The organism is Holophagales bacterium (genome assembly GCA_016719485.1).
Taxonomy (GTDB): Bacteria; Acidobacteriota; Thermoanaerobaculia; order UBA5066; family UBA5066; genus UBA5066.
The window spans coordinates 190,116-213,780 of the sequence record JADJZB010000009.1 but is presented as its reverse complement, the minus strand read 5'-3'; the positions used below and the strand labels follow the sequence as shown (position 1 = coordinate 213,780).

The 23,665-nt window shown below is 72.0% G+C and carries 14 protein-coding genes and 1 pseudogene; 8 read left to right on the top strand and 7 right to left on the bottom strand.

The features are described from left to right. Positions 1-100 precede the first annotated feature (100 nt). Positions 101-2,248, top strand: coding sequence for a Si-specific NAD(P)(+) transhydrogenase (gene sthA, locus IPN03_08575; protein ID MBK9373770.1), 2,148 nt, complete (start codon positions 101-103; stop codon positions 2,246-2,248). Between the two features lie 48 nt (positions 2,249-2,296). On the opposite strand, the gene IPN03_08570 is transcribed toward sthA, so the two are convergent. Then, the gene (locus tag IPN03_08570; GenBank protein ID MBK9373769.1) at positions 2,297-2,587 is read right to left on the bottom strand and encodes a hypothetical protein; all 291 of its coding nucleotides are present in this window, start codon (positions 2,585-2,587) and stop codon (positions 2,297-2,299) included. A 90-nt stretch (positions 2,588-2,677) separates the two neighbouring features. Between IPN03_08570 and IPN03_08565 the strand changes: the two genes are divergently transcribed. The 3 genes from IPN03_08565 (at position 2,678) to gap (ending at position 5,767) form a co-directional block, all read left to right on the top strand. Next, positions 2,678-4,072, top strand: coding sequence for a DUF4147 domain-containing protein (locus IPN03_08565; protein ID MBK9373768.1), 1,395 nt, complete (start codon positions 2,678-2,680; stop codon positions 4,070-4,072). A gap of 3 nt (positions 4,073-4,075) precedes the next feature. Further along, the gene (locus IPN03_08560; GenBank protein ID MBK9373767.1) at positions 4,076-4,630 is read left to right on the top strand and encodes an FHA domain-containing protein; all 555 of its coding nucleotides are present in this window, start codon (positions 4,076-4,078) and stop codon (positions 4,628-4,630) included. Between the two features lie 81 nt (positions 4,631-4,711). Next, positions 4,712-5,767 (top strand): type I glyceraldehyde-3-phosphate dehydrogenase, encoded by a 1,056-nt coding sequence (gene gap / locus IPN03_08555; GenBank protein ID MBK9373766.1) that lies wholly within the window; start codon positions 4,712-4,714, stop codon positions 5,765-5,767. 86 nt (positions 5,768-5,853) lie between these two features. Here the strand turns inward: gap and aceB are convergent. Next, positions 5,854-7,462, bottom strand: a pseudogene (aceB, locus tag IPN03_08550) (malate synthase A). A 2,119-nt stretch (positions 7,463-9,581) separates the two neighbouring features. On the opposite strand from aceB, the gene IPN03_08545 reads away from it, so the two are divergent. Both IPN03_08545 and IPN03_08540 read left to right on the top strand, forming a co-directional pair. Further along, positions 9,582-12,044, top strand: a complete 2,463-nt coding sequence (locus tag IPN03_08545) for an NAD(P)/FAD-dependent oxidoreductase (GenBank protein ID MBK9373765.1) — start codon at positions 9,582-9,584, stop codon at positions 12,042-12,044. Between the two features lie 246 nt (positions 12,045-12,290). Next, the gene (locus IPN03_08540) at positions 12,291-14,846 is read left to right on the top strand and encodes a S9 family peptidase (protein ID MBK9373764.1); all 2,556 of its coding nucleotides are present in this window, start codon (positions 12,291-12,293) and stop codon (positions 14,844-14,846) included. A gap of 18 nt (positions 14,847-14,864) precedes the next feature. Here the strand turns inward: IPN03_08540 and IPN03_08535 are convergent, their stop codons facing one another. Continuing rightward, positions 14,865-15,107: a hypothetical protein gene (locus IPN03_08535; GenBank protein ID MBK9373763.1), complete on the bottom strand. Its 243-nt coding sequence runs from the start codon at positions 15,105-15,107 to the stop codon at positions 14,865-14,867. A 246-nt stretch (positions 15,108-15,353) separates the two neighbouring features. On the opposite strand from IPN03_08535, the gene IPN03_08530 reads away from it, so the two are divergent. After that, positions 15,354-18,404 carry a glycosyl hydrolase gene (locus tag IPN03_08530; protein ID MBK9373762.1) on the top strand — a complete coding sequence of 1,017 codons (3,051 nt, stop codon included), beginning with the start codon at positions 15,354-15,356 and terminating at the stop codon, positions 18,402-18,404. Between the two features lie 33 nt (positions 18,405-18,437). Here IPN03_08530 and IPN03_08525 read toward each other — a convergent pair whose 3' ends face one another. The 3 genes from IPN03_08525 to IPN03_08515 all read right to left on the bottom strand — a co-directional run bounded on the left by IPN03_08525 (position 18,438) and on the right by IPN03_08515 (position 22,031). Next, on the bottom strand, positions 18,438-18,791 hold the full coding sequence (locus IPN03_08525) for an STAS domain-containing protein (protein ID MBK9373761.1): 354 nt from the start codon (positions 18,789-18,791) through the stop codon (positions 18,438-18,440). Positions 18,792-18,899: 108 nt separating this feature from the next. Continuing rightward, positions 18,900-20,828 carry a response regulator gene (locus IPN03_08520; GenBank protein MBK9373760.1) on the bottom strand — a complete coding sequence of 643 codons (1,929 nt, stop codon included), beginning with the start codon at positions 20,826-20,828 and terminating at the stop codon, positions 18,900-18,902. Between the two features lie 51 nt (positions 20,829-20,879). Next, entirely contained in the window at positions 20,880-22,031 is a 1,152-nt protein-coding gene (locus IPN03_08515; GenBank protein MBK9373759.1) for a pyridoxal phosphate-dependent aminotransferase, read from the bottom strand. 57 nt (positions 22,032-22,088) lie between these two features. Here IPN03_08515 and IPN03_08510 point away from each other — a divergent pair, with 57 nt between their 5' ends. Then, the gene (locus IPN03_08510; GenBank protein ID MBK9373758.1) at positions 22,089-23,111 is read left to right on the top strand and encodes an alpha/beta fold hydrolase; all 1,023 of its coding nucleotides are present in this window, start codon (positions 22,089-22,091) and stop codon (positions 23,109-23,111) included. Here IPN03_08510 and IPN03_08505 read toward each other — a convergent pair. Continuing rightward, positions 23,108-23,548: an NINE protein gene (locus IPN03_08505; GenBank protein MBK9373757.1), complete on the bottom strand. Its 441-nt coding sequence runs from the start codon at positions 23,546-23,548 to the stop codon at positions 23,108-23,110. The two genes, IPN03_08510 and IPN03_08505, sit on opposite strands and share 4 nt — an antisense overlap. Positions 23,549-23,665 lie beyond the last annotated feature (117 nt).

Sequence of the window (23,665 nt, the reverse complement as noted above, 5' to 3'; positions counted from 1 at the left end):
TCCTTCTCGGGCCTTCGGGAACGCGGCATCTTCCGGGGCGCGCCGCGGCGCGTCAACCGCGCCCCGCGTTTGCTAGCCTCCCGGTCACCGGAGGAACGTCATGCCCGATGCGGAACGGTACGACCTCGTCGTCCTCGGGGCCGGTCCGGCCGGAGAGAAGGGGGCCGCGCTCGGCGCGTACTTCGGCCGGCGCGTCGCCCTCGTGGAGCGCCGCGCGGCTCCCGGCGGGACCTCCGTCCACACCGGCACGCTCCCCTCGAAGACGCTGCGCGAGGCGGCGCTCTACCTCACCGGCTTCCGGCGCCGGGAGCTCTACGGCATGACGCTGCGGCTCGACCGCAGGCGGAGCCTGCGGCAGCTCCTCGGGCGGCTCGCCGACGTGACGGACCGCCAGACGCGGCAGATCGACCGCAACCTCGAGCGCCACCGGATCGAGTGCGTGACGGGCCAGGCCCGCTTCCTCGACGCGGAGACGGTGGCCGTCGTCGACTCCGAGGGGCGGGAGACCCGGCGGCTCTCGGCCGGAGCGTTCCTCGTCGCGACCGGCTCGGCTCCCCTCCCTCCCCGCGGCCTGACGTTCGACGACCCGGACGTCGAGGACTCCGACCGGATCCTCGACCTCGACCGGATCCCCCGCAGCCTCGCCGTCGTCGGCGGGGGCGTCATCGGATGCGAGTACGCGTCGATCTTCGCGGCGCTGGGCACACGCGTGACGCTCGTCGAGGGGAGGGACAGGCTCCTCGGGTTCCTCGACGCCGAGCTGTCGGCCGCCCTGAAGGTGTCGCTGGAGAGAATGGGGGCCGACGTCATCCTCGGCGACGCCGTGGAAGGGCTCTCGCGCGTTCCGGGCCTCCCGGACGACGCCCTGCGCCTCTCCCTCAGATCGGGCACCGAGCTCGCCGCCGGAAAGGTCCTCTTCTCGGCCGGCCGCCGCGGCAACACCGAGGGCCTCGGGCTGGAAGCGGCCGGCGTGACCTTCGACGAGAAGGGGCGCATCCCGGTCGACGCGTCGCTCCGGACGAACGTCCCGGGCATCTACGCCGCCGGCGACATCATCGGCTTCCCCGCCCTCGCGGCCACCTCGATGGAGCAGGGGCGGACGGCGGTGAGGAATGCCCTCGGCCTCGCGGGGCCCGACGACCGCAAGCTCCCCTTCCCCTACGGCGTCTACACGATCCCCGAGATCTCGATGATCGGCGCGACCGAGGAAGAGCTGAAGGAGAAGGGAATCCCGTACGAGGCCGGCCGGGCCCGCTACGAGAACAACGCCCGCGGGCAGATCAACGGGGACGTGGACGGCTTCGTGAAGCTCCTCTTCGATCCGGCGACGAAGAAGCTCCTCGGCGCCCACCTCCTCGGGACGAACGCGACCGAGCTCGTCCACGTGCCGCAGATGGTGATGGCCCACGGCGGAGGCCTCGCCGACTTCCTCGACGCCGTCTTCAACGTGCCGACCCTCTCCGAGTGCTTCAAGTACGCGGCCTACGACGGCCTCCAGCGCCTGTCGCACCAGAGCCGTGCCGTGCCGGTGGAGGTCGCCTCGCCGGTCGCCGAGGGCGAGGTCCTCCCGCCCGGCGCGCGCGGCTGGTTCGTCGGCGTCGACCTGACCGACCTGTCGGCCCCGTCACCGCGTCCCGTCGACGTCGCGTTCATGGACCGCTGGCGCCGTGTGACCTTCTCGACCTGGGCCTTCGACGCCGCTGGTACCGGCCTCCTCCCGCCGGAGAAGCTGCGCGAAGGCGCGGTCGTCGCGATCGACGGCCCGCAGGGGCTCGCCGCGCCCGGCCGGAAGGTGCGGGACGGCGAGCGCGAGCTGCGCTGCGCCGGGAAGACTCCCGACGCCCTCCCCGCTCCCGGCTCGGCGCCGTACGCCGGGTTCCTGCGCGGGAGCGTCCTTCTCTTCTCGGCCCTGCGGGCGAGCGGGCTCGGCGTCTTCGGCGAGGTGCCGCAGGACCGGGCGATCCTCCTCGAGGTCTACCCGGCCGATCTCTGGAAGAAGTGGGCTGGGCACGCGCTCCCGAAGAAGCAGACGGCACAGGGGCGCAGGGCCCGCTGGGACCTCCTGCGAGGGCAGGGCCTCGAGCTGCCGGTCGACGCGACGGCGATCACCCACGACCAGCTCGACGCCGCCGCGGCGGCCCTCGCCGCCTATCTCTGGGCCACGGGACGGACGAACGCGTGGGGCGAGGCCCCGCGTTGGGACGACGCCGCCGGCGTTCTCCGCGAGGGGTTCGTCGTCAGCCTCTGAGGAAGGGCAGCTGGGGAAACCCGGCAGACCGGGTTTCCCCGATCCATCTCAGTCCCTACGATCCCGGGCGATCAGCCAGCCTATGAGGGCGCCGACGGCGAGCGCCCCGGCGGCCATGACGAACGCGTTCTCGCGGCCGACCCGATCGACCTGTTTCCACCGGCGGGCCAGCTCCTGCTTCACCTCACGCTGGAGCTTCCGGCCTTCGGTCCCCGCCTTCTCCAGGGCGTCCTCGATCTTGTCGGCGACGTCCTCGACGACGTCCTGCGACTTGTCCCTGACGCTCGCGGCGTTCTCGCGGATGGAACCGACGATCTTGTCCACGTCCATCTGGGGCATGGGTCACCTCCGTTCGGCCCGTGCCGGGCCGGATCGCCTCGATTCTCTCAGAAGCGGAGCCCCTCCCGAGTTCGGTAGAATTCATCCTCCTTGGATCCGCGCACGTTCCTCAGTGCCCTCTACCGCGCCGCGGTCTCGGCCGTGGAGCCGGGGCGGCTCGTCGTGGAGGCGCTCTCCCGGCGCGGGAACGCCGTCGTCATCCGTTCCGTCTCCGATCCGGGCCGGCGCGAGTTCGTCTTCGTCCCCCGGCGGGTCGTCCTCCTGTCGGTCGGCAAGGCCGCCGTCGCCATGGCGGCCGCCGCCCACCGGGCGCTCGGGACGCGCGTCGACGACTCGGTCGTCATCGCTCCGGCCGGCTCGCCGCAGGAAGAGCTCCCCCCCGGTTGCCGGTACCTGGCGGCGGCGCACCCCGTCCCCGACGAGCGCAGCCTCGCCGCGGGTCGCGAGGCGCTCGCCCTCGCCACGAGCCTCGGCTCGGAAGACCTCCTCCTCGTCCTTCTCTCCGGGGGGGGCTCCAGCCTCATGGCCCTTCCGGCGGAGACGATTTCCCTCGCCGACAAGGCGCGGACCGTCTCGCTCCTCTCGGCGGCCGGCGCCCCGATCGCCGACATCAACGTCGTGCGCGGCGCTCTCTCGCGCGTCAAGGGAGGCCGCCTCGCGGCCGCGGCCCGCGCGGCCGACGTCGTCACGCTCGTCCTGTCGGACCTCGGCGATGCCGGATGGCACCTCGTCGCCTCGGGCCCGACGCTCGGCGCTCCTCCATCGCCGCGGGACGCCTCCGCGATCCTCGAGAGCTACCGGCTCCTGTCGCTCGTCCCGGTCGCCGTCCGCCACTACCTGCTCTCCTCGCACGGCGAGACCGGTTCACGGGACGGCGGCCAGCGCTGGAGCGTCCTCCTGGGCGACATCCGGACGGCCCTCGAAGGGGCCAGGCGCGAGGCGCAGAGGCTCGGTGCCGACGTCCGCGTCCTCCCGGAGCTCCTCGCCGGAGAGGCCCGGTCGGCCTCCCGCCGGCTCGCGGTCGCGGGCGCCTGCGCCGGGAACCTCGTGCGCCGCGCGGGCGCCCCCCAGCGGCGCCTCGTCACGGTGTTCGGAGGCGAGACGACGGTCACCGTGAAGGGCACGGGGAGCGGCGGTCGAAACCGGGAGCTGGCGCTCGCCACCGCCTTCCACATCGACGGGGTCCGGGGAGCGCACCTCCTCGTCGCCGGGACCGACGGGATCGACAACACCGCCGACGCCGCCGGCGCCTTCGTCGACGACACCACCCTCGCCCGCGCGGCCGCCCTCGGTCTCGACGCGCCCGGGGCCCTCGACGCCAACGATTCCGGTCCCTTCTTCGCCGCGCTCGGCGACGCTTTCGCCCCTGGCCCCACCGGCACGAACGTCGGAGACGTGGCGTTCGTCCTCGCGCCCGGGGGTGAGGCCGCGCCGGCAACCGTCCGCCTCGAGGAGGAGGGAATCCCCCTCCCCGACAGGATCTGACCGATGGCGAGACCACACTCCACTGCCGACGACGCCGCGTCCCACCGTGCCGTCCTCACGGTCGAGGAGGACGGCGTGAGGCACACGTTCCACCTGGACGGGACCTCCACCGTCGGGCGGGAGCCGGGTTGCGACGTGCTTCTCAATTCGCCGACCGTTTCCCGGCGCCACGCGCTCGTCGCGCCGAACGGCGACGGGTGGATCGTGAGGGACCTCGGGAGCGGCAACGGGACGTTCCTGGACGCCCGCCGCGTCGACGAGGCCCCTCTTCCGAACGGTGTCGCGATCCGTTTCGGGAGCGTGCCCGCCTGGTTCGAGGAGCAGCCGGAGGCGCCCCTCACCTCCAGCCAGAGGATCCAGCGAACCCTGACGCAGACCCTCTCCATCCAGCCGGCGAAGCGGACCCGGAAGAAGGCCTGCGTCGCGTGCCTCGCGGGGGGCATCGTCCTCCTGCTCGGCGCCTCGATCTGGCACCGCGGGTGCGACTCGAGGGAGAGTGGCGCCTCTCGGCCGGCCGACTCTTCCCGCCCGGCCGCGTCCGCCCCGGCAGGGGGCTGAGGGATGGCCGCACACCCGGACCGCTCCGTCGTATAACGAAGCATCACCCGCGGGGGAATCCCCCGGAAGGAGACGCCCAAGATGGCCACGAAGGTAGGAATCAACGGGTTCGGCCGCATCGGCCGCCAGGTCCTCAAGGCGATTCGCGACAAGTACCCCACCGACCTCGAGGTCGTCGCCGTCAACGACATCGGCGACCTGAAGACGATGGCCCATCTCCTCAAGTACGACTCGACCTACGGGCGCTTCGACGGCACGGTCGAGGTGTCCGGAGAAGACCTTCTCGTCGACGGCAAGCACCTGAAGATGCTGAAGGAGACCGACCCGGCGAACCTCCCCTGGAAGGACCTCGGCGTCGACATCGTCATCGAGTCGACCGGCCTCTTCACGATCAAGTCCGACGGCGTGAACAAGAAGGGCAAGACGGTCCGCGGAGCCGAGAACCACATTACCAAGGGCGGCGCGAAGAAGGTCATCATCTCCGCCCCCGCCGAGGGCGAGGACCTGACGATCGTCCTCGGCGTCAACGAGGGGGCCTACGACCCCGCGAAGCACCACGTCGTCTCGAACGCCTCGTGCACGACGAACTGCCTCGCCCCCGCCGCCAAGGTCGTCCACGACAACTGGACGATCCAGCGCGGCTTCATGACGACGATCCACGCCTACACGAACGACCAGCGGATCCTCGACCTGCCGCACAGCGACCTGCGCCGCGCGCGCGCCGCCGGGCTGTCGATCATCCCGACGACGACCGGCGCCGCGAAGGCCGTCGCCCTCGTCATCCCCGACCTGAAGGGGAAGTTCGACGGCTACTCGCTCCGCGTCCCGACGCCGACCGTCTCCGTCGTCGACTTCACCGCACAGCTCGCCAAGCCGACGACGACCGACGAGCTCCGCCAGGCGTTCCGCGACGCCGCCGCCGGCCCGATGAAGGGGATCCTCGCCGCCATCGACGAGCCGCTCGTCTCGGTCGACTTCAAGGGCGACCCGCACTCCTCCTCCGTCGACCTGCCGTTCACGATGGTCCTCGGCAAGGAGAAGAGCGACTTCGTGAAGGTCGTCACCTGGTACGACAACGAGTGGGGCTACAGCATGCGGACGGCCGACCTGGCCGCCCTCATGGCGAAGATGCTGTAGACGGGTCGCGCGCGCCGCCGACGCCGCGGCGCGCACAACGACATCGACTCGAAGGGGAGGCCTCACGGCCTCCCCTTGGCTTTCTGCTACGCCCCCAGCTTCATCAGCTCCTCGTACGCCGACAGCGTCAGGAACTCCGGCAGCTCCTCGCTCCGGATCATCCGGTCGAAGAGCTGCGCGGCGAGCTCGTAGCGCCCCGCTCCGACCCCTTCCTCGGCGAGACGCGCGCGGACGGCGCCGACCTCCTCGTCGAAGACCTGGCCGTAGAGCTCGGGGGTGAGCGTCCGGCCGTCGGCGAGCGTCACGCGGTTCTTCAGCCACTGCCAGACCTGCGTCCTCGAGATCTCGGAGGTCGCCGCGTCTTCCATGAGGTTGTAGAGCGGCACGCAGCCGTTCCCGCGGAGCCACGCCTCGAGGTAGAGGATCCCGACGTTCAGGTTCTGGCGGAGCCCCTTCTCGGTGACCGGCCCCTCGGGGACGGTGAGGAGATCCTTCGCGGTGATCTCGGTGGTCGGCATGGCGGTCGCGATCTGGTTCGGCTGCGGCATCCCCGCGTCGAAGATCTCCATCGCGATCGGGACGAGGCCGGGGTGGGCCACCCAGGTCCCGTCGTGCCCCGCCCGCACCTCCCGCAGCTTGTCGGCCCGCACCTTCGCGAGGGCCGCCTCGTTGGCGGCGGGGTCGTTCTTGATCGGGATCTGCGCCGCCATGCCGCCCATCGCGTGGATGCCGCGCTTGTGGCAGGTGCGGATGAGGAGCGTGACGTAGGAGGCGAGGAAGTGCTTCTCCATCGTCACGAGGCCGCGGTCGGGGAGGAGGAAGCCCGGGGAGGCGCCCGAGCCTCTTGATGAACGAGAAGATGTAGTCCCAGCGGCCGCAGTTGAGGCCCGCCGAGTGGTCCTTCAGCTCCCAGAGGATCTCGTCCATCTGGAAGGCGCCCATGATCGTCTCGATGAGGACCGTCGCGCGGATCGTCCCGTGCGGGATGCCGAGGTCGCCTTGGGCCTTCACGAAGACGTCGTTCCAGAGGCGCGCCTCGAGGTGGTGCTCGAGCTTGGGCAGGTAGAAGCAGGGCCACGCCCCCTTCGCCAGGAGCCTCTTCCCACAGTGGAAGAAGTAGAGGCCGAAGTCGAAGAGGCTCCCCGAGCAGGGCTTGCCGTCGACGAGGAGGTGCTTCTCGAGGAGGTGCCAGCCGCGCGGCCTCACCATGAGGATGGCGGTCTTCGCGTTCAGCCGGTACTCCTTGCCGGTCTCGGGAGCGCGGTAGTCGATCGTCCCGTCGACGGCGTCGCGGAGGTTCCTCTGTCCTTCGACGCAGTTCGCCCACGTGGGCGAGTTCGCGTCCTCGAAGTCGGCGAGGAAGACGCTCGCCCCCGAGTTGAGAGCGTTGATGACCATCTTCCGGTCGACCGGGCCGGTGATCTCGACACGCCGGTCCTCGAGGCCGGGCGGGATCGGCGCGACCTTCCACTCTCCCTTCCGGATCTCTTCCGTCTCCGGGAGGAAGTCGGGGAGCACGCCGGAGTCGATCCTCTTCTGCGCCTCGACGCGGCGCGCGAGGAGCCCCTCCCGGCGCACGCCGAACGCCCTCTGGAGGGAGGCGACGAACCGGAGGGCCGCGGGCGTCAGGATCTCGTCGTACTGGGGGCCGATCGGACCGAGGACCTCGATCCCTTCCTTCGCGAGAGCGGCGATGGCGTTGTCTTCGGGCACGGGGGCCTCCTCGTCCGTGGGCGTCGCGGTCGTCCCCGAAGTTTACGATCTCGCGCCGCATTGCGGCACATCGGTGCGCCCCGCGTCTATGCTGTCATCCACCCGTGGCGTCCCATCTCGCTTCGTTCCGTGGCGGCACCCTCGCCGCCCTGCGCCTCGGCACGGCGGGTCTCCTCGCCGTCCTGGCGCTCGGCGCGAGCGCGGCGCCGGCGGCGCGGGGCCGCGTCGAGCCAGCGTTCGGCGTGACGCCTGGGGGGCTGGTGTGGACGGTGGAGCCCCTGGCCCGCAGGCTCGTCCTGCGCGACCCGGAAGGCTCGGAGCGGGCCGTCTTCCCGCTCGGCGACGAGGGGCACGTCCTGGGCGTGGCCGACTCGGGCGCTCGCGTCACCGCGCCGACCCCCGACGGCTTCCGCCGCGGGCTCGCCCGCAGGGGTGAGGAGCGGCAGGTGGAGGCGCGTTTCGTCTTCCGGTTCGCCGACGGCGGGGTGCGCGCCACCGTGGCGACGACCGCGCTGCGCGGCTCCGAGCCGGCGTTCTTCGGCGACGAGGCCTGGGTCCTGCGGCGCCAGGACGGCTCGTTCCGCATCGTCCGCGTCGCTCCGGACGGAGAGACGCCCTTCGCGGCGTTCCCGGTCGCGGATGTCAGGCGCCGGGTGGGACACCCCTCGTCCCCACGGGTCTTCGCCGGCGCGGCGGGGACCACGGTGCTCTTCTCCGGCGCACGGGGCGAGGCGGCGGCGCGCTTCGGAACCGGGGAGCTGGTCGTCGTTCCCGACCCGCTCGAGTCCTGCGGCGAAGGGCGCACGCGATTCGTCCTGGGCATCCCCGAGGGAATCGTGCGCGTCTCGGTCCGGACGGCTCCGCCCGCGGATGGCGAGGACTGGGGTGAGCCGCTCTCCGTCGCCGAGGTCTTCGACGGAACCGGGCGCCTCGTCAGGTCCGCGCCGCTCGGCCCGCTGACCGAGGTCTTCCCTCTGCCCGACGGCGGCCTGCTCGGCCTCGACGGGAGGGAGTCCGTCCGGTTCGACGACCGGTTCACCGAGATCTCGCGCGCGGTGCTGCCGCTCGAGGAGGGCTCGGACCCGGCCGCCGCCGCGAGGGTCGTCGAGCAGCTCCGCCGGCTCGAACGGCTCGGACCCCGCGCCACGGGCGGCGACTGGGCCGAGCTCGCGCTCCTCCCCGGCGCGCCCGCGTCGAGGTACCTCGAGCGGGCGATCGAGGACCCGGGCGGCGCTCTCGAGAGGCTCGCCCGGGTCGCCGATGGCGAGCCGGCGGCGCTGGAGGCGGCGAAGGCGGTGCCGATTCTCCTCGGGACCCTCGATCCCGACGCGCGCGACGGCCTCCTGGACCGGCTGAGGCAACGGGTCGAAAGCGGCGGCCCGATCTGGCTCCGGAACGTCGCGGCGCTGGCCCTCCTTTCGGCCTCACCGGCCGAGGCTCCCGCGTGGGCCCTTCCGGCGGTCGCCGAGGCCATCTCGTCCGGCGCCGACGGCGCTGGGTCTTCCCTTCCCGACGAGGCCTTCACGCTCGAGCTCGCCGAACTCGTCACCGCCGTCGACCGGGCCCGCATCGACCGGCTCGTACGGGAGAGGCCCGAGGTCGCCGAAGGGCTCCTCGCCGGGAATCTCGAGGAAGCGCTCTCCGGCTCCTTCGCCGAGCTGCGGTTCCACGCGCCGGCAGACCGCTTCGCCAGGACGCTCCTCGACTGCACGGCCGGCCCCCCCTCCGCCACGGGACTCCTCGCGCTGGCGCGCGTCTCCGAGGCGGCGCTCGAGGTTTCGCCGTCTCCGGCCGGCCTGGCGCGCGGCGACGCGCAGCTGCACGGAGCGGTCGAGGCGCGTGGCGGCCTCGCGGCGACTCTCCTCGCGGCGCAGGGCTCGCCCGATCCGGGGCTTCGGGCTTCCGCCCTGGCGCTCGGCCCCCTCGTGGGTCTTCCCCTGGATGCGGCCCGGTTCCGCGCGGACGTCCTGAAGCGGCCCTCCCTCGCCGCCTTCGGCTTTCTCGGCCTCGTGGCCGACCGCTCCCTCTCCCCGCGCTCGTGGACGGGGCTCTTCACGGAGCTCTTCTTCTCCGCCCGCGCCGCTTCGCGCGACCCGTCCGGATGCGCCCTCTCGGGCGCACCCGTTCTCCAGGCCGACGCGGAGAGCAGCCTCGACCGCTACTGCAACCTCTTCGCCATCGTCCAGTTCGCAGCGCTCGACCTGGGGGACGACGAAGACCCGTCCTTCGTCTCGCGGCAGCGGATCGGCCTGCTGGCGGAGTTCGCCCGCTCGGCCTCGGCCCCCCCGGAGCTGAGGCTCGAGCTGAAGCTGGGCCGCGCGCTGCGCGGGACGGCGAACGAGGAGGAGATCGTCGAGATCCTCGGCGCACGCGACCTGGCACCGGCCTTCCGCCGGGTCGTCCTCGGCAAGCTCCCTCCCGGTTCGACCCGGCTCGCGGCCACGCTCGAGCGCGAGCTGTCGTCGGGCCGGGTCGCCCCGCCCGAGCGGGAAGCCTGGCTCGACGCCCTCGCGCGCCTCGACCCGGCGGCGGGAGACCGCGTGGCGGCGGACGCGTGGACGCGCGGTCTCGTCCCTCTCGACGCGGAGGACGGTGGCGCGGGCGCCTTCGCCCGGGCCCTCGACCCGGAGCGCGTCCGGTCCAGCGAATCCCTCCGCGCGGCCCTGCGCCGGGCGCGCAGCCTCCCGGCCGCGAGCCTCGAGGCCGCCACCGCCCTGGCGCGCGCGGCGGACCCCGGCGCGGCCGCGCCGCTCCTCGCGGCCCTCCTCGAGACCTGCCCTGCCTGCCAGAGCCCGGCCGCTCTCGCCGCGCTGTTCGGACCGCTCGGCGAAGAAGGCCTGGATGCCCTCGCCCGTCTCGCCGAGGCGACCCTTCCCTTCGGCACCTCCCCTCTCGAGGCCCTCTTCGAGCTCGACGAGGCCCGCGCCGAAGAGCTGGGGCGCGCACACCTCGCTGTGGCGCTTGCCCGAGGGTGCGTTCCGGAGCCGCTCCTCCCCGCGCTCTTTGCCCACGGCATCGACCCCTTCCCCGACCTCCTCGCCGCCCTGCAGGAACGCGGGTGCGACCGGGCGCGCCTTCGGCCGGGCGAGCCGGTGGCGGCCGGAATCGCGCGAGCAGCCGGGACCGACACGGGCCAGGCCGCCCGTCGCGCGCTCCAATCCGCCGGCTCCCCCTCGTGCCGTGCCTCTCTCGCATCTCTCCTCGGCATCGCTGCGCACGACGGCGACCCGGAGGAACCGTGACGTCGCCCGAGCCTCGCCGGACCCGGATCGTCGTCGTCGGAGGGGGCTTCGCCGGCCTCACCCTCGTCCGCGCGCTGCGCGGCGCGCCGGTCGACGTGACGCTCGTCGACCGGCGCAACTTCCACCTCTTCCAGCCGCTCCTCTACCAGGTGGCGACGGGAGGCCTCTCTCCCGCAAACATCGCCACGCCGCTGCGCGCCCTCGTGAAGCGGCAGCCGAACGTCCGGGTCGTCCTCGCCGGGGCGACCGGCGTCGACGTGGGCGGCCGCCGGCTGCTGCTCGAAGGCGGGGAGCTGCCGTACGACACCCTCGTCCTGGCGACGGGCGCGCGGCACTCCTACTTCGGCCGTCCCGAGTGGGAGGCGCGCGCCCCGGGCCTGAAGACCCTGGAGGACGCGACGGGCATTCGCGCCCGCATCCTCTCGGCCTTCGAGGCGGCCGAGCGGGAGGAGGACGAAGCGCGGCGGCGCGCGCAGCTCACGTTCGTGGTCGTGGGTGCGGGACCCACGGGGGCGGAGCTGGCGGGGGCCCTCGCCGAGATCGCCCGGCACACGCTCCGGGACGAGTTCCGGCGAATCGACCCCTCCGCGGCGCGGATCCTCCTCGTCGAGGGGAGCGACCGCGTCCTGGGCGCCTACGCCTCCGCCCTCTCCGCCCGTGCCGCTCGCGACCTGGCCCGGCTCGGTGTCGAGGTCCGCACGGAGACCCTCGTGACGGACATCCGCGAGGACGGCGTCACCCTCCGGCGTGGCGAGGAGCAGGAGGTCGTGAAGGCGCGGACGGTCCTCTGGGCCGCGGGGGTCGAGGGCTCTCCTCTCGGGCGCGCCCTCGCCGCGGCGGCGGGCGCCAGAACGGACCGCGCGGGGCGGGTCGTCGTCGAGCCCGACCTGACGCTTCCAGGGCACCCGGAGCTCTTCGTGGTCGGCGACCTCGCCCTCTTCACGCACCAGACGGGCAAGCCGCTCCCCGGCGTCGCCCCGGTCGCGATGCAGCAGGGGCGGCACGTGGCGCGGACGATCCGGGCGCGGCTCGCGGGGCGTGCCGGCGAGCCGTTCCGGTACGCCGACAAGGGGAGCATGGCGACGATCGGGAGGGCCTCGGCGATCGCCGAGGTCGCGGGGCTGAGGTTCGGCGGGTACCTCGCCTGGCTCGCCTGGCTCTTCATCCACCTCCTCTACATCGTCCAGTTCGGCAACCGGGTCCTCGTCCTCGTCCAGTGGGCCTGGAGCTATCTCACGTGGGCAAAGTCGGCCCGCCTGATCACTTACCCCGCCGCGGAGACCCCGTCTCCACCCCTGGCGGGAACTTCCGCGCACGAGTGACGTACATTCCCAACAGGGTGATTCCGCACGCTCCCACAGGCAAGGAGGCCTCAAAGATGACCCTTTCGTCGTTCCAGCCGCGCCTCGCGCGGCTCGTTCTCGTTTCGGCCCTCGCGGTCCCGATGGCCGCTTCGGCCCAGACCCCCGCCGCCGCCCCGGCGAAGCCGGCCCCGGCGGCGAAGGCCGCGGCCCCAGAAGGGCCTTCCCCCCGTCCTCGACCGCGAGCTCTTCTTCGGCAACCCCGAGATCGCCGGCGCCCAGCTCTCCCCCGACGGGAAGTGGACCGCCTTCCTGAAGCCCTGGAAGGAGACCCGCAACGTCTGGGTCAAGAAGACGGGCGACCCCTACGACAAGGCCCGCCTCGTCACGGCCGAGCCGAAGCGCCCGGTGGCCGGCTTCTTCTGGAGCCGCGACAGCAAGTACATCCTCTTCGTGAAAGACAACGAAGGCGACGAGAACTACAACGTCTGGGCCGTCGATCCGGCCGCGACGGCCGAGGCCGGCAAGGACGCTCCCGCCCCCCGCAACCTGACCGCAGCCAAGGGGGCGCGCGCCCAGATCTACGACGTCCCGAAGAGCGACCCCGACGCCGTCCACGTCGGCCTCAACGACCGCGACGCCGCCTGGCACGACCTCTACAAGGTGAAGATCTCGACCGGCGAGCGGACTCTCCTGCGCAAGAACACCGAGAAGATCTCGGGCTGGGTCTTCGACCTCGCGGGCCAGCTCAGGCTCGCCTCCCGCATCGCCGACAACGGCGACACGGAAGTCCTCAGGGTCGACGCGGAAGGCCTCACGAAGATCTACTCCTGCAGCGTCTTCGAGTCGTGCGGCCCGGTCCGCTTCCACAAGGACGGCAAGCGGGTCTACATGGAGTCGAACAAGGGCGCGCCGGACCTCGCCGGCCTCCTCCTCTTCGACCCGGCGACCGGGAAGGAAGAGGCCGTCGAGACCGACCCGAAGGGGCGCGTCGACTTCGGCAACGCCATCTTCTCCGAGGCGACCGACGAGCTCGCCGCCACGTCCTACGAGGACGAGAGGACGCACATCTACTTCCGCAACAAGGAGTGGGAGGCCGATTACCGCCTCCTCGAGAAGAAGCTCCCGAACCGGGAGATCATCCCCGCCGGCGCCACCGCCGACGACATGCTCTGGATGGTGACGGCCTACTCCGACGTCGACCCGGGCACGCGCTACCTCTTCGACCGCAAGACGAAGAAGCTCTCCGTCGAGTACGTCTCCCGCGAGCGCCTCCCGCGCGAGCACATGGCGGAGATGAAGCCGATCAGCTACCCGTCCTCCGACGGGCTGGTGATCCCGGCCTACCTCACCCTGCCGAAGGGGGTCCCCGCGAAGGGCCTCCCTCTCGTCGTCTTCCCGCACGGCGGCCCGTGGGCGCGTGACGGCTGGGGCTTCAACAACTACGCCCAGTGGCTCGCGAACCGCGGCTACGCCGTCCTCGCGCCCAACTTCCGCGGCTCCACCGGCTACGGGAAGAAGTTCCTGAACGCCGGCAACAAGGAGTGGGGCCTGAAGATGCAGGACGACATCACGTGGGGCGTCAAGCACCTCGTGAAGGAAGGCATCGCCGACCCGAAGAAGGTCGCCATCATGGGCGGCTCCTACGGCGGTTACGCCACCCTCGCCGGCCTCACCTTCACGCCCGACGTCTACGCCGCGGGCGTCTCCATCGTCGGCCCGTCGAACCTCCTGACGCTCCTCGATACGATCCCGCCCTACTGGGAGGCGATCCGGATCATCTTCCACGAGCGTATGGGCAACCCGAACACGCCGGAAGGAAAGAAGCTCCTCGAGGCCGCTTCGCCGCTCAACTCCGCCACGAAGATCTCGCGGCCGCTCCTCGTCATCCAGGGGGCCAACGACCCGCGCGTGAAGAAGGCCGAGTCGGACCAGATCGTCATCGCGCTCCGCGACCGCGGCTTCCCGGTCGAGTACATCTGCGCCCCGGACGAAGGGCACGGCTTCGCCCGCCCCGTCAACAACATGGCGGCAATGGCCGCCTCCGAGGCCTTCCTCGCCAAGCACCTCGGCGGCCGGTTCCAGGAGGGCGGCACGCCCGAGGTCGTCGCCCGCCTCAAGGAGATCACGGTCGACCCGAAGACGGTCGTCCTCGCGAAGAAGGTCGATCCGGCCGCCGTCGGCGCGCCGAAGCCCGTGGCCGACCTCGCGGCCGGCTCGTACGCGTACGCCGGGACGATCTCCGCAGGTCCCCAGACGATGCAGATCTCCTCGACGCGCGTCGTCAAGGAGGAGGGCAGCACCTGGATCGTCACCGACACCGCGAAGATGCCGATGGGCGAGGCCATGGACACGACGACGGTCGAGAAGGGGACTCTCGTTCCGGTCAAGCGCGTCATCCGCCAGGGCCCGGTCTCGATCGACCTCGCTTTCGCCGGCAGCAAGGCGACCGGCACGATGGCCATGGGAGCCGAACCGAAGGCGATCTCGGTCGACCTCGGCGGCCCGCTCTTCGCCGACGGCAACGCGGCCCACGTTTCAATCGCGTGCCTGCCGCTCGCCGAGGGCTTCCAGACCACGTACCGCAACTTCGACGTCCAGAAGCAGAAGCCTGCGCTGAACCTGGCGAAGGTGACCGGGGCCGAGGAGGTCAAGGTCGCTGCCGGGACTTTCCAGGCCTGGAAAGTCGAGCTGACGTCGGCTGCGGGCGACCCCGGCTCGACGACCCTGTGGATCGACAAGGCCACCCGGAAGGTCGTGAAGACGTCGGCGACGCTCCCGCAGATGGGCGGCGCGGTCTTTACGTCCGAGCTGCAGCCGTAACGGACGGGGCGGCGCGGCCTACGAGGGCCGCGCCGCCTCCCATCCCCTCGTCGCCGGGGATGGCGCGGGTACCCTGGGAATCGGGCGGGTCGTCTCGAGCTCGACGGCGGCCGCGAACGTCTTCACGGGTACGCGGGCGGCCAGGGCCGCCTCCTGGAAGTCCATCAGGCCCAGGCGGTGTTGCCGGATGGCCCAGTCGAGGCGGATCCTCCTCGCAACCTGATCGCCCGCATCTTTCCTGTCGTACGCCTGCGCTTCCATGTCGTCTGACTCCTCGGAGGCCACCCGCCTCCCGCCTTCCCTTACGCCGTTCTTCGCGGTCCCGGATTGAATGCCGGGTTGCGGCAACGCCTCTCCCTCGAAGGTGAAGGTATCGTTCCGGCGGAGGTTCCCGTGACGCGAACCGCGAAATGGCTCCCCGCACTCGGCCTCGTCTTCGCCACCGCATCCCCGGCGTCTTTCGCGGCGCCCGCCGTGCCGCCGAAGGAGCCGTCCTTCGAGAGCCGGATGGAGGGGATGCGGTTCCGTTGCATCGGGCCGTTCCGGGGCGGGCGCGTGACCGCGGTCGCCGGGGTCCGCGGCCAGCGGAACGTCGCCTGGCAGGGCGCCACCGGCGGCGGGGTCTGGAAGACGACCGACGGCGCAGCGAGCTGGGAAGCGGTGTCCGACAAGGACTTCCGCACCGGCTCCGTCGGCGCGGTCGCCGTCGCCGAGTCGGACCCGAACGTCGTCTGGGTCGGGATGGGCGAGGCGCCGATCCGCGGCAACGTCTCGCACGGCGACGGGGTCTGGCGGTCGACGGACGCGGGGCGCACGTGGAAGCACCTGGGCCTTTCGGCCACGCAACAGATCTCGGCGCTCAGGGTCCACCCGAAGGACCCCGACGTGGCGTGGGTGGCCGCGCAGGGAAAGGTCTGGGGACCGAGCGAGGAGCGCGGGATCTACCGGACGAAGGACGGCGGGAAGTCGTGGACGCGCGTCCTCTTCGTCGATGCGAACACCGGCGCGAGCGACCTCTCCGTCGACCCGTCGAACCCGCGGATCCTCTACGCCGGGATGTGGCAGGTGGTGCGGCGCCCGTGGGAGCTCGTTTCGGGTGGCCCCGGCAGCAGCCTCTTCCGCTCGGACGACGGGGGCGACACCTGGAAGAAGCTGGCGAAGGGGCTCCCGGAGGGGACCTGGGGGAAGGTCGGCGTCGCGGCCTCGGGCGTAAAGCCGGGACGCGTCTGGGCGCTCGTCGAGGCGGAGAAGGGGGGGCTCTTCCGATCGGACGACTGGGGCGAGAGCTTCACGAAAGTGAACGAGGAGAACGACCTGCGCCAGCGGGCCTGGTACTACACCGGGGTCTACGCCGACCCCGGGAGCGCCGACTCCGTCTGGGTGACGAACGTCCAGCTCTGGAAGTCGGTCGACGGCGGGAAGACCTTCACGTCCGTCCCGACACCGCACGGCGACCACCACGACCTCTGGACCGATCCCGCCGACCCGTCGCACCTCATCGTCGGGGACGACGGCGGGGCGTACGTGTCGTACGACGGCGGCAGGACCTGGTCGTCGATCGAGAACCAGCCGACGGGGCAGTTCTACCGCGTCGCCGTCGACGACCGCTTCCCCTACCGCGTCTACGGCGCGCAGCAGGACAACACGACGGTGGCCATCGCGAGCCGCTCCCGTGGGCGGGAGATCGGCCGCGAGGAGTGGCACGCCGTCGGCGGCTGCGAGAGCGGCTGGATCGCCCCGAAGCCGGGCGAGCCGGACGTCGTCTACGCCGGCTGCTACGGCGGGTCGATCACCCGCTACGACCACCGGACGGGCGAGGAGCGCGAGATCACCGCCTGGCCGCAGCTCGCCATCGGCCGTCCCGCGACGGACCTGAAGTACCGCATCCAGTGGAACGCGCCGATCCTCGTCTCGCGGCACGACCCGAACGTCCTGTGGCACGCCGCGCAGCTCCTCCTCGAGTCGCGGGACGAGGGACAGAGCTGGAAGGAGATCTCGCCCGACCTGACCCGCAACGACCGGACGAAGCAGGGCTCTTCGGGCGGCCCGATCACGAAGGACAACACGGGCGTCGAGGTCTACGGGACGATCTTCGCCCTGGCGGAGTCGCGCCTGGCGAAGGGGCTCCTCTGGGCCGGGAGTGACGACGGCCTCGTTCACGTGACACGCGACGGCGGCGCGACGTGGAAGAACGTCACGCCGAAGGGGCTCCCCGAGTGGACCCAGGTGAACGCGATCGAAGCCTCGCCCCACGCCGCGGGCACGGCGTACCTCGCCGGGACGCTCTACAAGCTGGGCGACTTCACGCCGCACCTCTGGAAGACGGCCGATTACGGGGCGACCTGGACGCGGATCGACGCCGGCATTCCCCGCGACGCCTTCACGCGCGTCGTGAGGGAGGACCCGGAGCAGAGCGGCCTTCTCTTCGCGGGAACGGAGATGGGCCTCTTCGTCTCGTTCGACGCCGGGAAGGTCTGGACCCGTTTCCAACGGAACCTCCCGGTCGTGCCGATCACCGACCTCGCCTTCAAGGACGGCGACCTCGTCGTCGCGACGCAGGGGCGCGCCTTCTGGATCCTGGACGACCTCTCGCCGCTCCGGCAGTGGAGCGACGACGTGGCCGCGGCAAGGCTCCACCTGTTCGCGCCCAGGAGCGCGGTCCGGTTCCCGGGCGGCGGCGACCCGGCGAAGCCTCCGAAGGCGGCGGGCCAGAACCCTCCTCCCGGCGCGGTGATCTCGTTCTGGCTGAAGGAGGCGCCGAAGGAGGGCGAAGTCGTGGCCCTCGAGATCCTCGAAGGGGAGAGAGTCCTCCGCCGTTTCACGAACGAGAAGCGTGACGAGAAGGCGGTGGAGGAGGCGGAAAGCCCCACGGAGACGCCCCTCGAGCCCGTCGCCGGCCTGAACCGCTTCTCGTGGGATCTCCGGGGCCTGAAGCCGTCACTCGTACCGAAGGCGGTCCTCTGGGGTTCGAAGGAGGGGCCGCTCGTGGCGCCGGGGCGTTATGACATCCGTTTCCGGGCCCTGGGCGAGACCCGGACGGCGAGCGTCGAGGTCGTTCCGAACCCCGCGGTGAAAGTCGCCCCCGCGGACCTCGCCCGGCAGGCCGCCTTCCTCGCCGACCTGACGGCGGCGCTCTCCCGGACGCACGACACCGTTCGCACCCTGCGCGACGTCAGGGCGCAGGTCGTCGCGGTCGCCACGCGGGCGAAGAAGACCGGGGCGTCCCCGGCCGTCGCAGAGTCGGCGAAGGCCCTCGAGAGCCGACTCCTCGCCGTCGAGGCGAAGCTCGTCAACCCGAAGCTGAAGAGCTCGCAGGACGTCCTGAACTTCCCGCCGGCCCTCGACCACCAGATCGTCGGTCTGGTGAGCGCCGCCTCGAGCGCCGACGCCCCGCCGACGGCGGGCGCCATCGCCTACTGGGCGGAGCTGAAGCAGACGCTCGAGACGGTCTGGAAGGAGGCGAGCGAGGTGCTCGCGGGCGACGTGGCGGCCTTCAACGCCCGGCTGGCCTCGGCCGGCATCGCGCCGGTGGCGGAGCTGAGCCCGAAGGCGCCATAGGGAGAGCCGTCCTCCGGGGCGCCCTCGGGGCCCTCAGGCCGTCGGTGGGACGGCCAGGTCGTGCAGGGCGTCTTTCTCGTCCTCGAAGACGTGGAAGACGGGGAGGAGCGCCGCCAGGTGGAGCGTCTCCTTGACCCTCTTCGGAAGCCTGAGGAGGCGCAGCTGCGCCCCGAACGAATGGCAGAGCTTGTGGCTGGCGACGAGCTCGCCGATCCCGGCGCTGTCGACGACCTGGACTCCCGAGAGGTTGAGGAGGATTTTCTTCCAACCCTCGGCCAGGAGCTCGTTCACGACCTCGCGCAGGATCTCGTCCCCGACACCGCCTACGAGCCTTCCGGTCAGGTCGGCGACGACGACGTCGCCCTTCTTTCGAACCTCGACGTGCATGGTGGGGCGATCCTAGCAGGCCCGGTGGGTACGGTGTGTCCTTTCCAGATCCGGGGGGTCCGGGGGGCCGCGAACAGCGCCCCCCGGCGAGGCGAGCAGGGGTGGCGGTCAACCGGGTGGGCGGGCCGTGATGACGGTCGTGGCGACCGATCCCCGGGTGGACCCGCCCTCGGGCGGGAAAGCCCACCCCGGACCGCCGGACGGCAGCCCCTCGAGGGCTGTGGCGAGCCCTTCGGCCCAGGCCTCCACGTCGTGCGGGCGCATGTCCGGGTTCTTGGCGAGGGCGGCCCGGAACGCCTCGTCCACGAACGGCGATACCGCCGGAAGGAGGGTGGAGACGAGGGGGGGCGGGTTTCTCACGACGTCGACGAAGACCCTGTCGAGATCGGTCTCCACCGTCACGCCCCGTCCGACGAGCGCCTGGTAGCAGACGGCCGCGAACGAATAGACGTCGGTCCGCACGTCCACCTCCCGGCCCGAGATCTGCTCCGGCGGCATCCAGGCGGGGGTCCCGACGATGAGACCGCTCTGGGTGAGCTTCCTGTCGCCGTCGACCCGCTTTGCGAGGCCGAAGTCGAGGAGCCTCACCCGGAATCCTCCCCCTTCCGGGCAGAGAAAGACGTTCTCGGGCTTGATGTCGCGGTGAACGATCCCCTTCCGGTGGGCCGCCCCGAGCGCGCCCGCCCCCTGCCGCAGGAGCGCGGCGACCTGTGCCGGCGTGCCGCAGCCGGAGAGCCGGACGAGGTCGGCCAGGTCGCGTCCGTGGAGCCGCTCCATGACGAGGAACATCGAGCCGTCGCCGAGGTCGCCCGAGTCGAAGAGGTCGACGACGTTCGGGTGCCGGATGGCCGCGATCGCGAGCGCCTCCTGGACGAAGCGCCGCCTGACCGTGGCGTTCTGGAAGTGCTCCGGCTTGACGACCTTCACCGCCACGACGCGATCGAGCTTCTCGTCGTGCGCCTCGAAGACGGTTCCCATCCCCCCCTCGCCCAGGACGCGCACCAGCTGGTAGCGGTCGAGGACGCGATGCGGGAGGTTGCGCGGCTCGGCGAGGGGCGTCCCGTCGTCCTCGCACTGCCGCACGCTCGGCCCATAGCAGCGGGCGCAGGCCGGGCAGACGTAGAGGATCTCCAGGGTCAGCGTCGCGCCCGGAAGGCGGGACGACTTCTGCCGGGCCGCCGCGAGCTGCTCCTTCATCCGGTGGAGCTCGAGCGCTCCACCGAGCTGGTGGGCGAACCCGAGGAGGAGACCCCGCTCGATGTCGTCCCACTCCGCCTTCCCGTCGGCGACGAGGACGCCGAAGAGGTCGCCCCTCGGGCCGCGGATCGGGGCGACCGCCCGGTCACCGGAGACGAAGAGACTTTCCCCCGCCGGCAGCTGGGCGACCGCCGAGGGGGCAGGTGGGAGGGCGGACGAGGCCGCGACCGCGACGAAGGACTCCTCCTGCAGGAGCCAGACGGCGACCTCCCGGGCGCCGAGCGTTTCGGCGATCCCTTCGGCCATCGACCGCGCCCAGCGGCCGAAGTCGAGGAAGGCCTCTCCCCCCGTCGAGAGAAGGGTCGAGATCCTCTCCTGCGCCGCCCTCAGCTGCGCCGCGAGGCGCGTCACGTCCTCGCTCGCGCGGCGCAGGGCGAGCTGGGTCCCGACGCGGGCGAGGACGACCTGCATGTCGAGCGGCTTGGTGACGTAGTCGTTCGCCCCGAGCCGCAGGGCGTCGACGAGGTCCCGGCTCTCGCCGAGCGCGCTCGCCATGATTACCGGCAGCTGGGAGACGCCGAAGCGGGACCGGATGCGCCGGAGCACCTCGAGCCCGTCCATCTCCGGCATCATCACGTCGAGGAGGACGACGTCGAACCTCCCCTCGGAGAGCGCCGCGAGCGCCTCGGGCCCGGAGGAGACCGCCGCAACCGCGTAGCCGGCCGAGACGAGGCGCCGGGAGAGAAGGTCCCGGTTGGCGTCGTTGTCGTCGACGACGAGGAGAGCGGCACCCCGGTCCACCCCGGCTTCGCCGTTCTCGCGCTCCGCCCCGAACGCCATCGCTCCCGCTCCCTCCGATCGGCCGGGTGACGATAGCACCGGCAGCAGGGGCTACCGCCCGAGGAGCGAGGCGAGGACTTCGATTCCGGCGAGGACGGCGTCCGGTGGCGCGGAGGTGTAACAGACCCTCACGTGCGTGGGATACGGACCGAAGCTCGGGCCGGGCGATACGAGGAGCCCGCGGTCGGCGGCGTCCTCGAGGAAACCCGTCAGGCCCCGGGCGTCGAGCCGCAGCGCGACGTCGAGGAAGAGGAACGTCGAACCCTCCGGCCGCGGCACTCCGAGCCGGTCCGCCGCCGACTCGCCCATCGTCCCGTACGCGTCGCGGGTCCGGGCGATCCAGGCGTCCCCCGCCCCCTCGAGAATCCGCAGCGCCGCCAGCTGCGCCGCGGTCGGCGCGGCGTAGACGGTGTGGGTCGAGAGCTTCAGCGCCTCGGCGATCGCCGCCGCTGGCCCGGCGACGTACCCGACGCGGTTGCCCGCCATGCCGTAGGCCTTGGAGAAGGAGTGGACCGCGAACGAGCGTTCGGGCGCGAGGGAGAGGCCGGGCACGTGCTCGCCGAGGTAGACGTAGTCCTCGTAGACCTCGTCGAAGAGGAGCCAGAGGTCGTGCCGCCGGGCGAGGCCGACGAGGGCCTCCAGCCAGCTTCGCGGAATCACGCGTCCCGTGGGGTTGCTCGGAGTGTTGACGTAGAGCGCGACGGACCGCGGTGTGAGGGCCGCCTCGACGGTGGCGGCGGCCGTCGAGGCCGAATCGGCGACGCCGAAGAAGGGCACGTCGACGGGAACGCCGCCGGCCATCCTCACGTGCCCCTCGATGAGCGGCCAGTGCGGCGCCAGGATCAGGACCTCGTCGCCGGGCGACACGATCGCGCCGACGACCGAAGCCAGGCCCGACGTCCCGCCTCCCGCGACGAAGACGTTCGCCCTCTCGAGGGGGACGCCGGTCCGGGCGCGCAGCCTGTCGACGACGGCGTCGACGAGCGCCGGGATCCCCTGCGGGGGCGCGTAGCGGTGCATTCCCGGATGCGCCGCGACCGTGAAGTCCTCCATCCGGCACCCCTCCGCCGGCTCCAGGAACGTGTCGCCGACGTGGAGCGGGTAGACCTCGCCCCCGTACGCCGCCAGGCGGTGGAGGACCGACGAGTAGACGGAGCCCTTGATCGAGGTGGCGACCGGCGAGAGCTGGGGAGGGCGCGGCATGGCGGCGGGATGTTAGCCGCCCGTCCCCTAGACTCGCGATTCGCGAAGATCTCGCCGATGCGCCACGAAGAGTCCGCCCCCACGTTCGAGCCGGCCCCCGCCCTCGGCCACCGGCACGTCCAGACCTTCTGGGGCCGCCTCACGCGCCCGCGCCTCCTGGTCCCGCTGCGGCGGGAGGTCCTTTCGACCCCGGACGGCGACGAGCTCATCCTCGACCACCTCGACGGCCCGGCCGGCGCGCCGCGCGTCGTCCTTCTTCACGGCCTCGAGGGGAGCGCCCACTCGTGCTACGTCCAGGGCCTCCTCGCGCAGCTCGCGGCGCGCGGGCTGCGCGCCGTGGCTCTCAACTTCCGCTCCTGTGCCCGCGATCTGCCGGACCTCGGCCGGAACATCCCGAACCGCACACCCCGCCTCTACCACTCGGGGGAGACGGCCGACTTCGATCACCTCGTGAAGTCCCTCGTCGCCGCCGAGCCGGGCGTCGCGCACGCGGCGATCGGCGTCTCGCTGGGCGGAAACGTCCTCCTGAAGTGGCTCGGCGAGAACCCGGGCCAGGCCCACGTCGCCGCGGCCGCGACGATCTCGGTCCCCTACGACCTGGAGGCGGGCGCCCGCAAGCTCGAGCAGGGGCTCGGGCCTGTCTACACCGCGACATTCCTGCGGGGCCTGCGCCGGAAGACCCGGCAGCTGCTGCGCCGGCACCCGGAGGTGGCGGACCGCTTCGACGCCCAGCGGATGCGCTCGGCCCGGACGTTCTTCGCGTTCGACGACGCCGTGACGGCGCCGCTCCACGGCTTTCGCTCGGCGAAGCACTACTACGACACGTCGAGCTCGCTGAACTGGGTCGGCCGGATCACCACGCCGACGCTCTGCCTCTCGGCCGAGGACGACCCGTTCCTCCCCTCGTCGGTCCTCGACCGCGTGGCCGCGAACGCCTCGGGCGCCGTCCGCCTCGTGGCGACGCGGCACGGCGGGCACACCGGCTTCATCGGCGGGACGAGCCCCCTGCGGGTCCGCTACTGGGCCGAAGAGCGCGCGGCGGAATTCGTCGCCGCGCGCCTCGCCAGGTCGCGGGACTAGGTCTTGACGAGCGGCTGGCCCTTGGCGTCGGTGACGTTGCCGACGGCGATGAGGATGACGTCGATGAGCCACCAGATGCCGCAGCCGCCGAACGTCAGGAGCTTGCCGATGCCCAGCCCCACGTGCCCGAGGTAGAAGCGGTCGACTCCGAACGTCCCCAGGAAGATCGACAGGAGGAGCGCGACGAGCCACTCCTTCGGCGCGTCGGCCGTCACCGGCCGGGGGCCTGCCGGAGGCGCGACCGGCGGAACGGACGCCGCGGGAACTGCGAGAACGTCCGCGAGCTCGGGCCGGTCGCGCAGCGGAATCCACTGCGCCTCACCCGTCCGGAACGAGAGGCTCGCCGCGCCGACCCGGCCCTCGCCGAGCCATCCGCGCACCGTCGCCTCGTCGATCGGTCCGTACTGCTGTCCGTCTCCACCGATGACGTAATACATGGCGTCCCTCTCACTCCCCCGAAACGTCAAACGCGCGGAGAAGGTTTCCGCGCCGGGCGGAATCGTACCGGATGGCGCGCCCGCGCAGCGTATTAGGTCGAGGGCGATCTCCTCCCG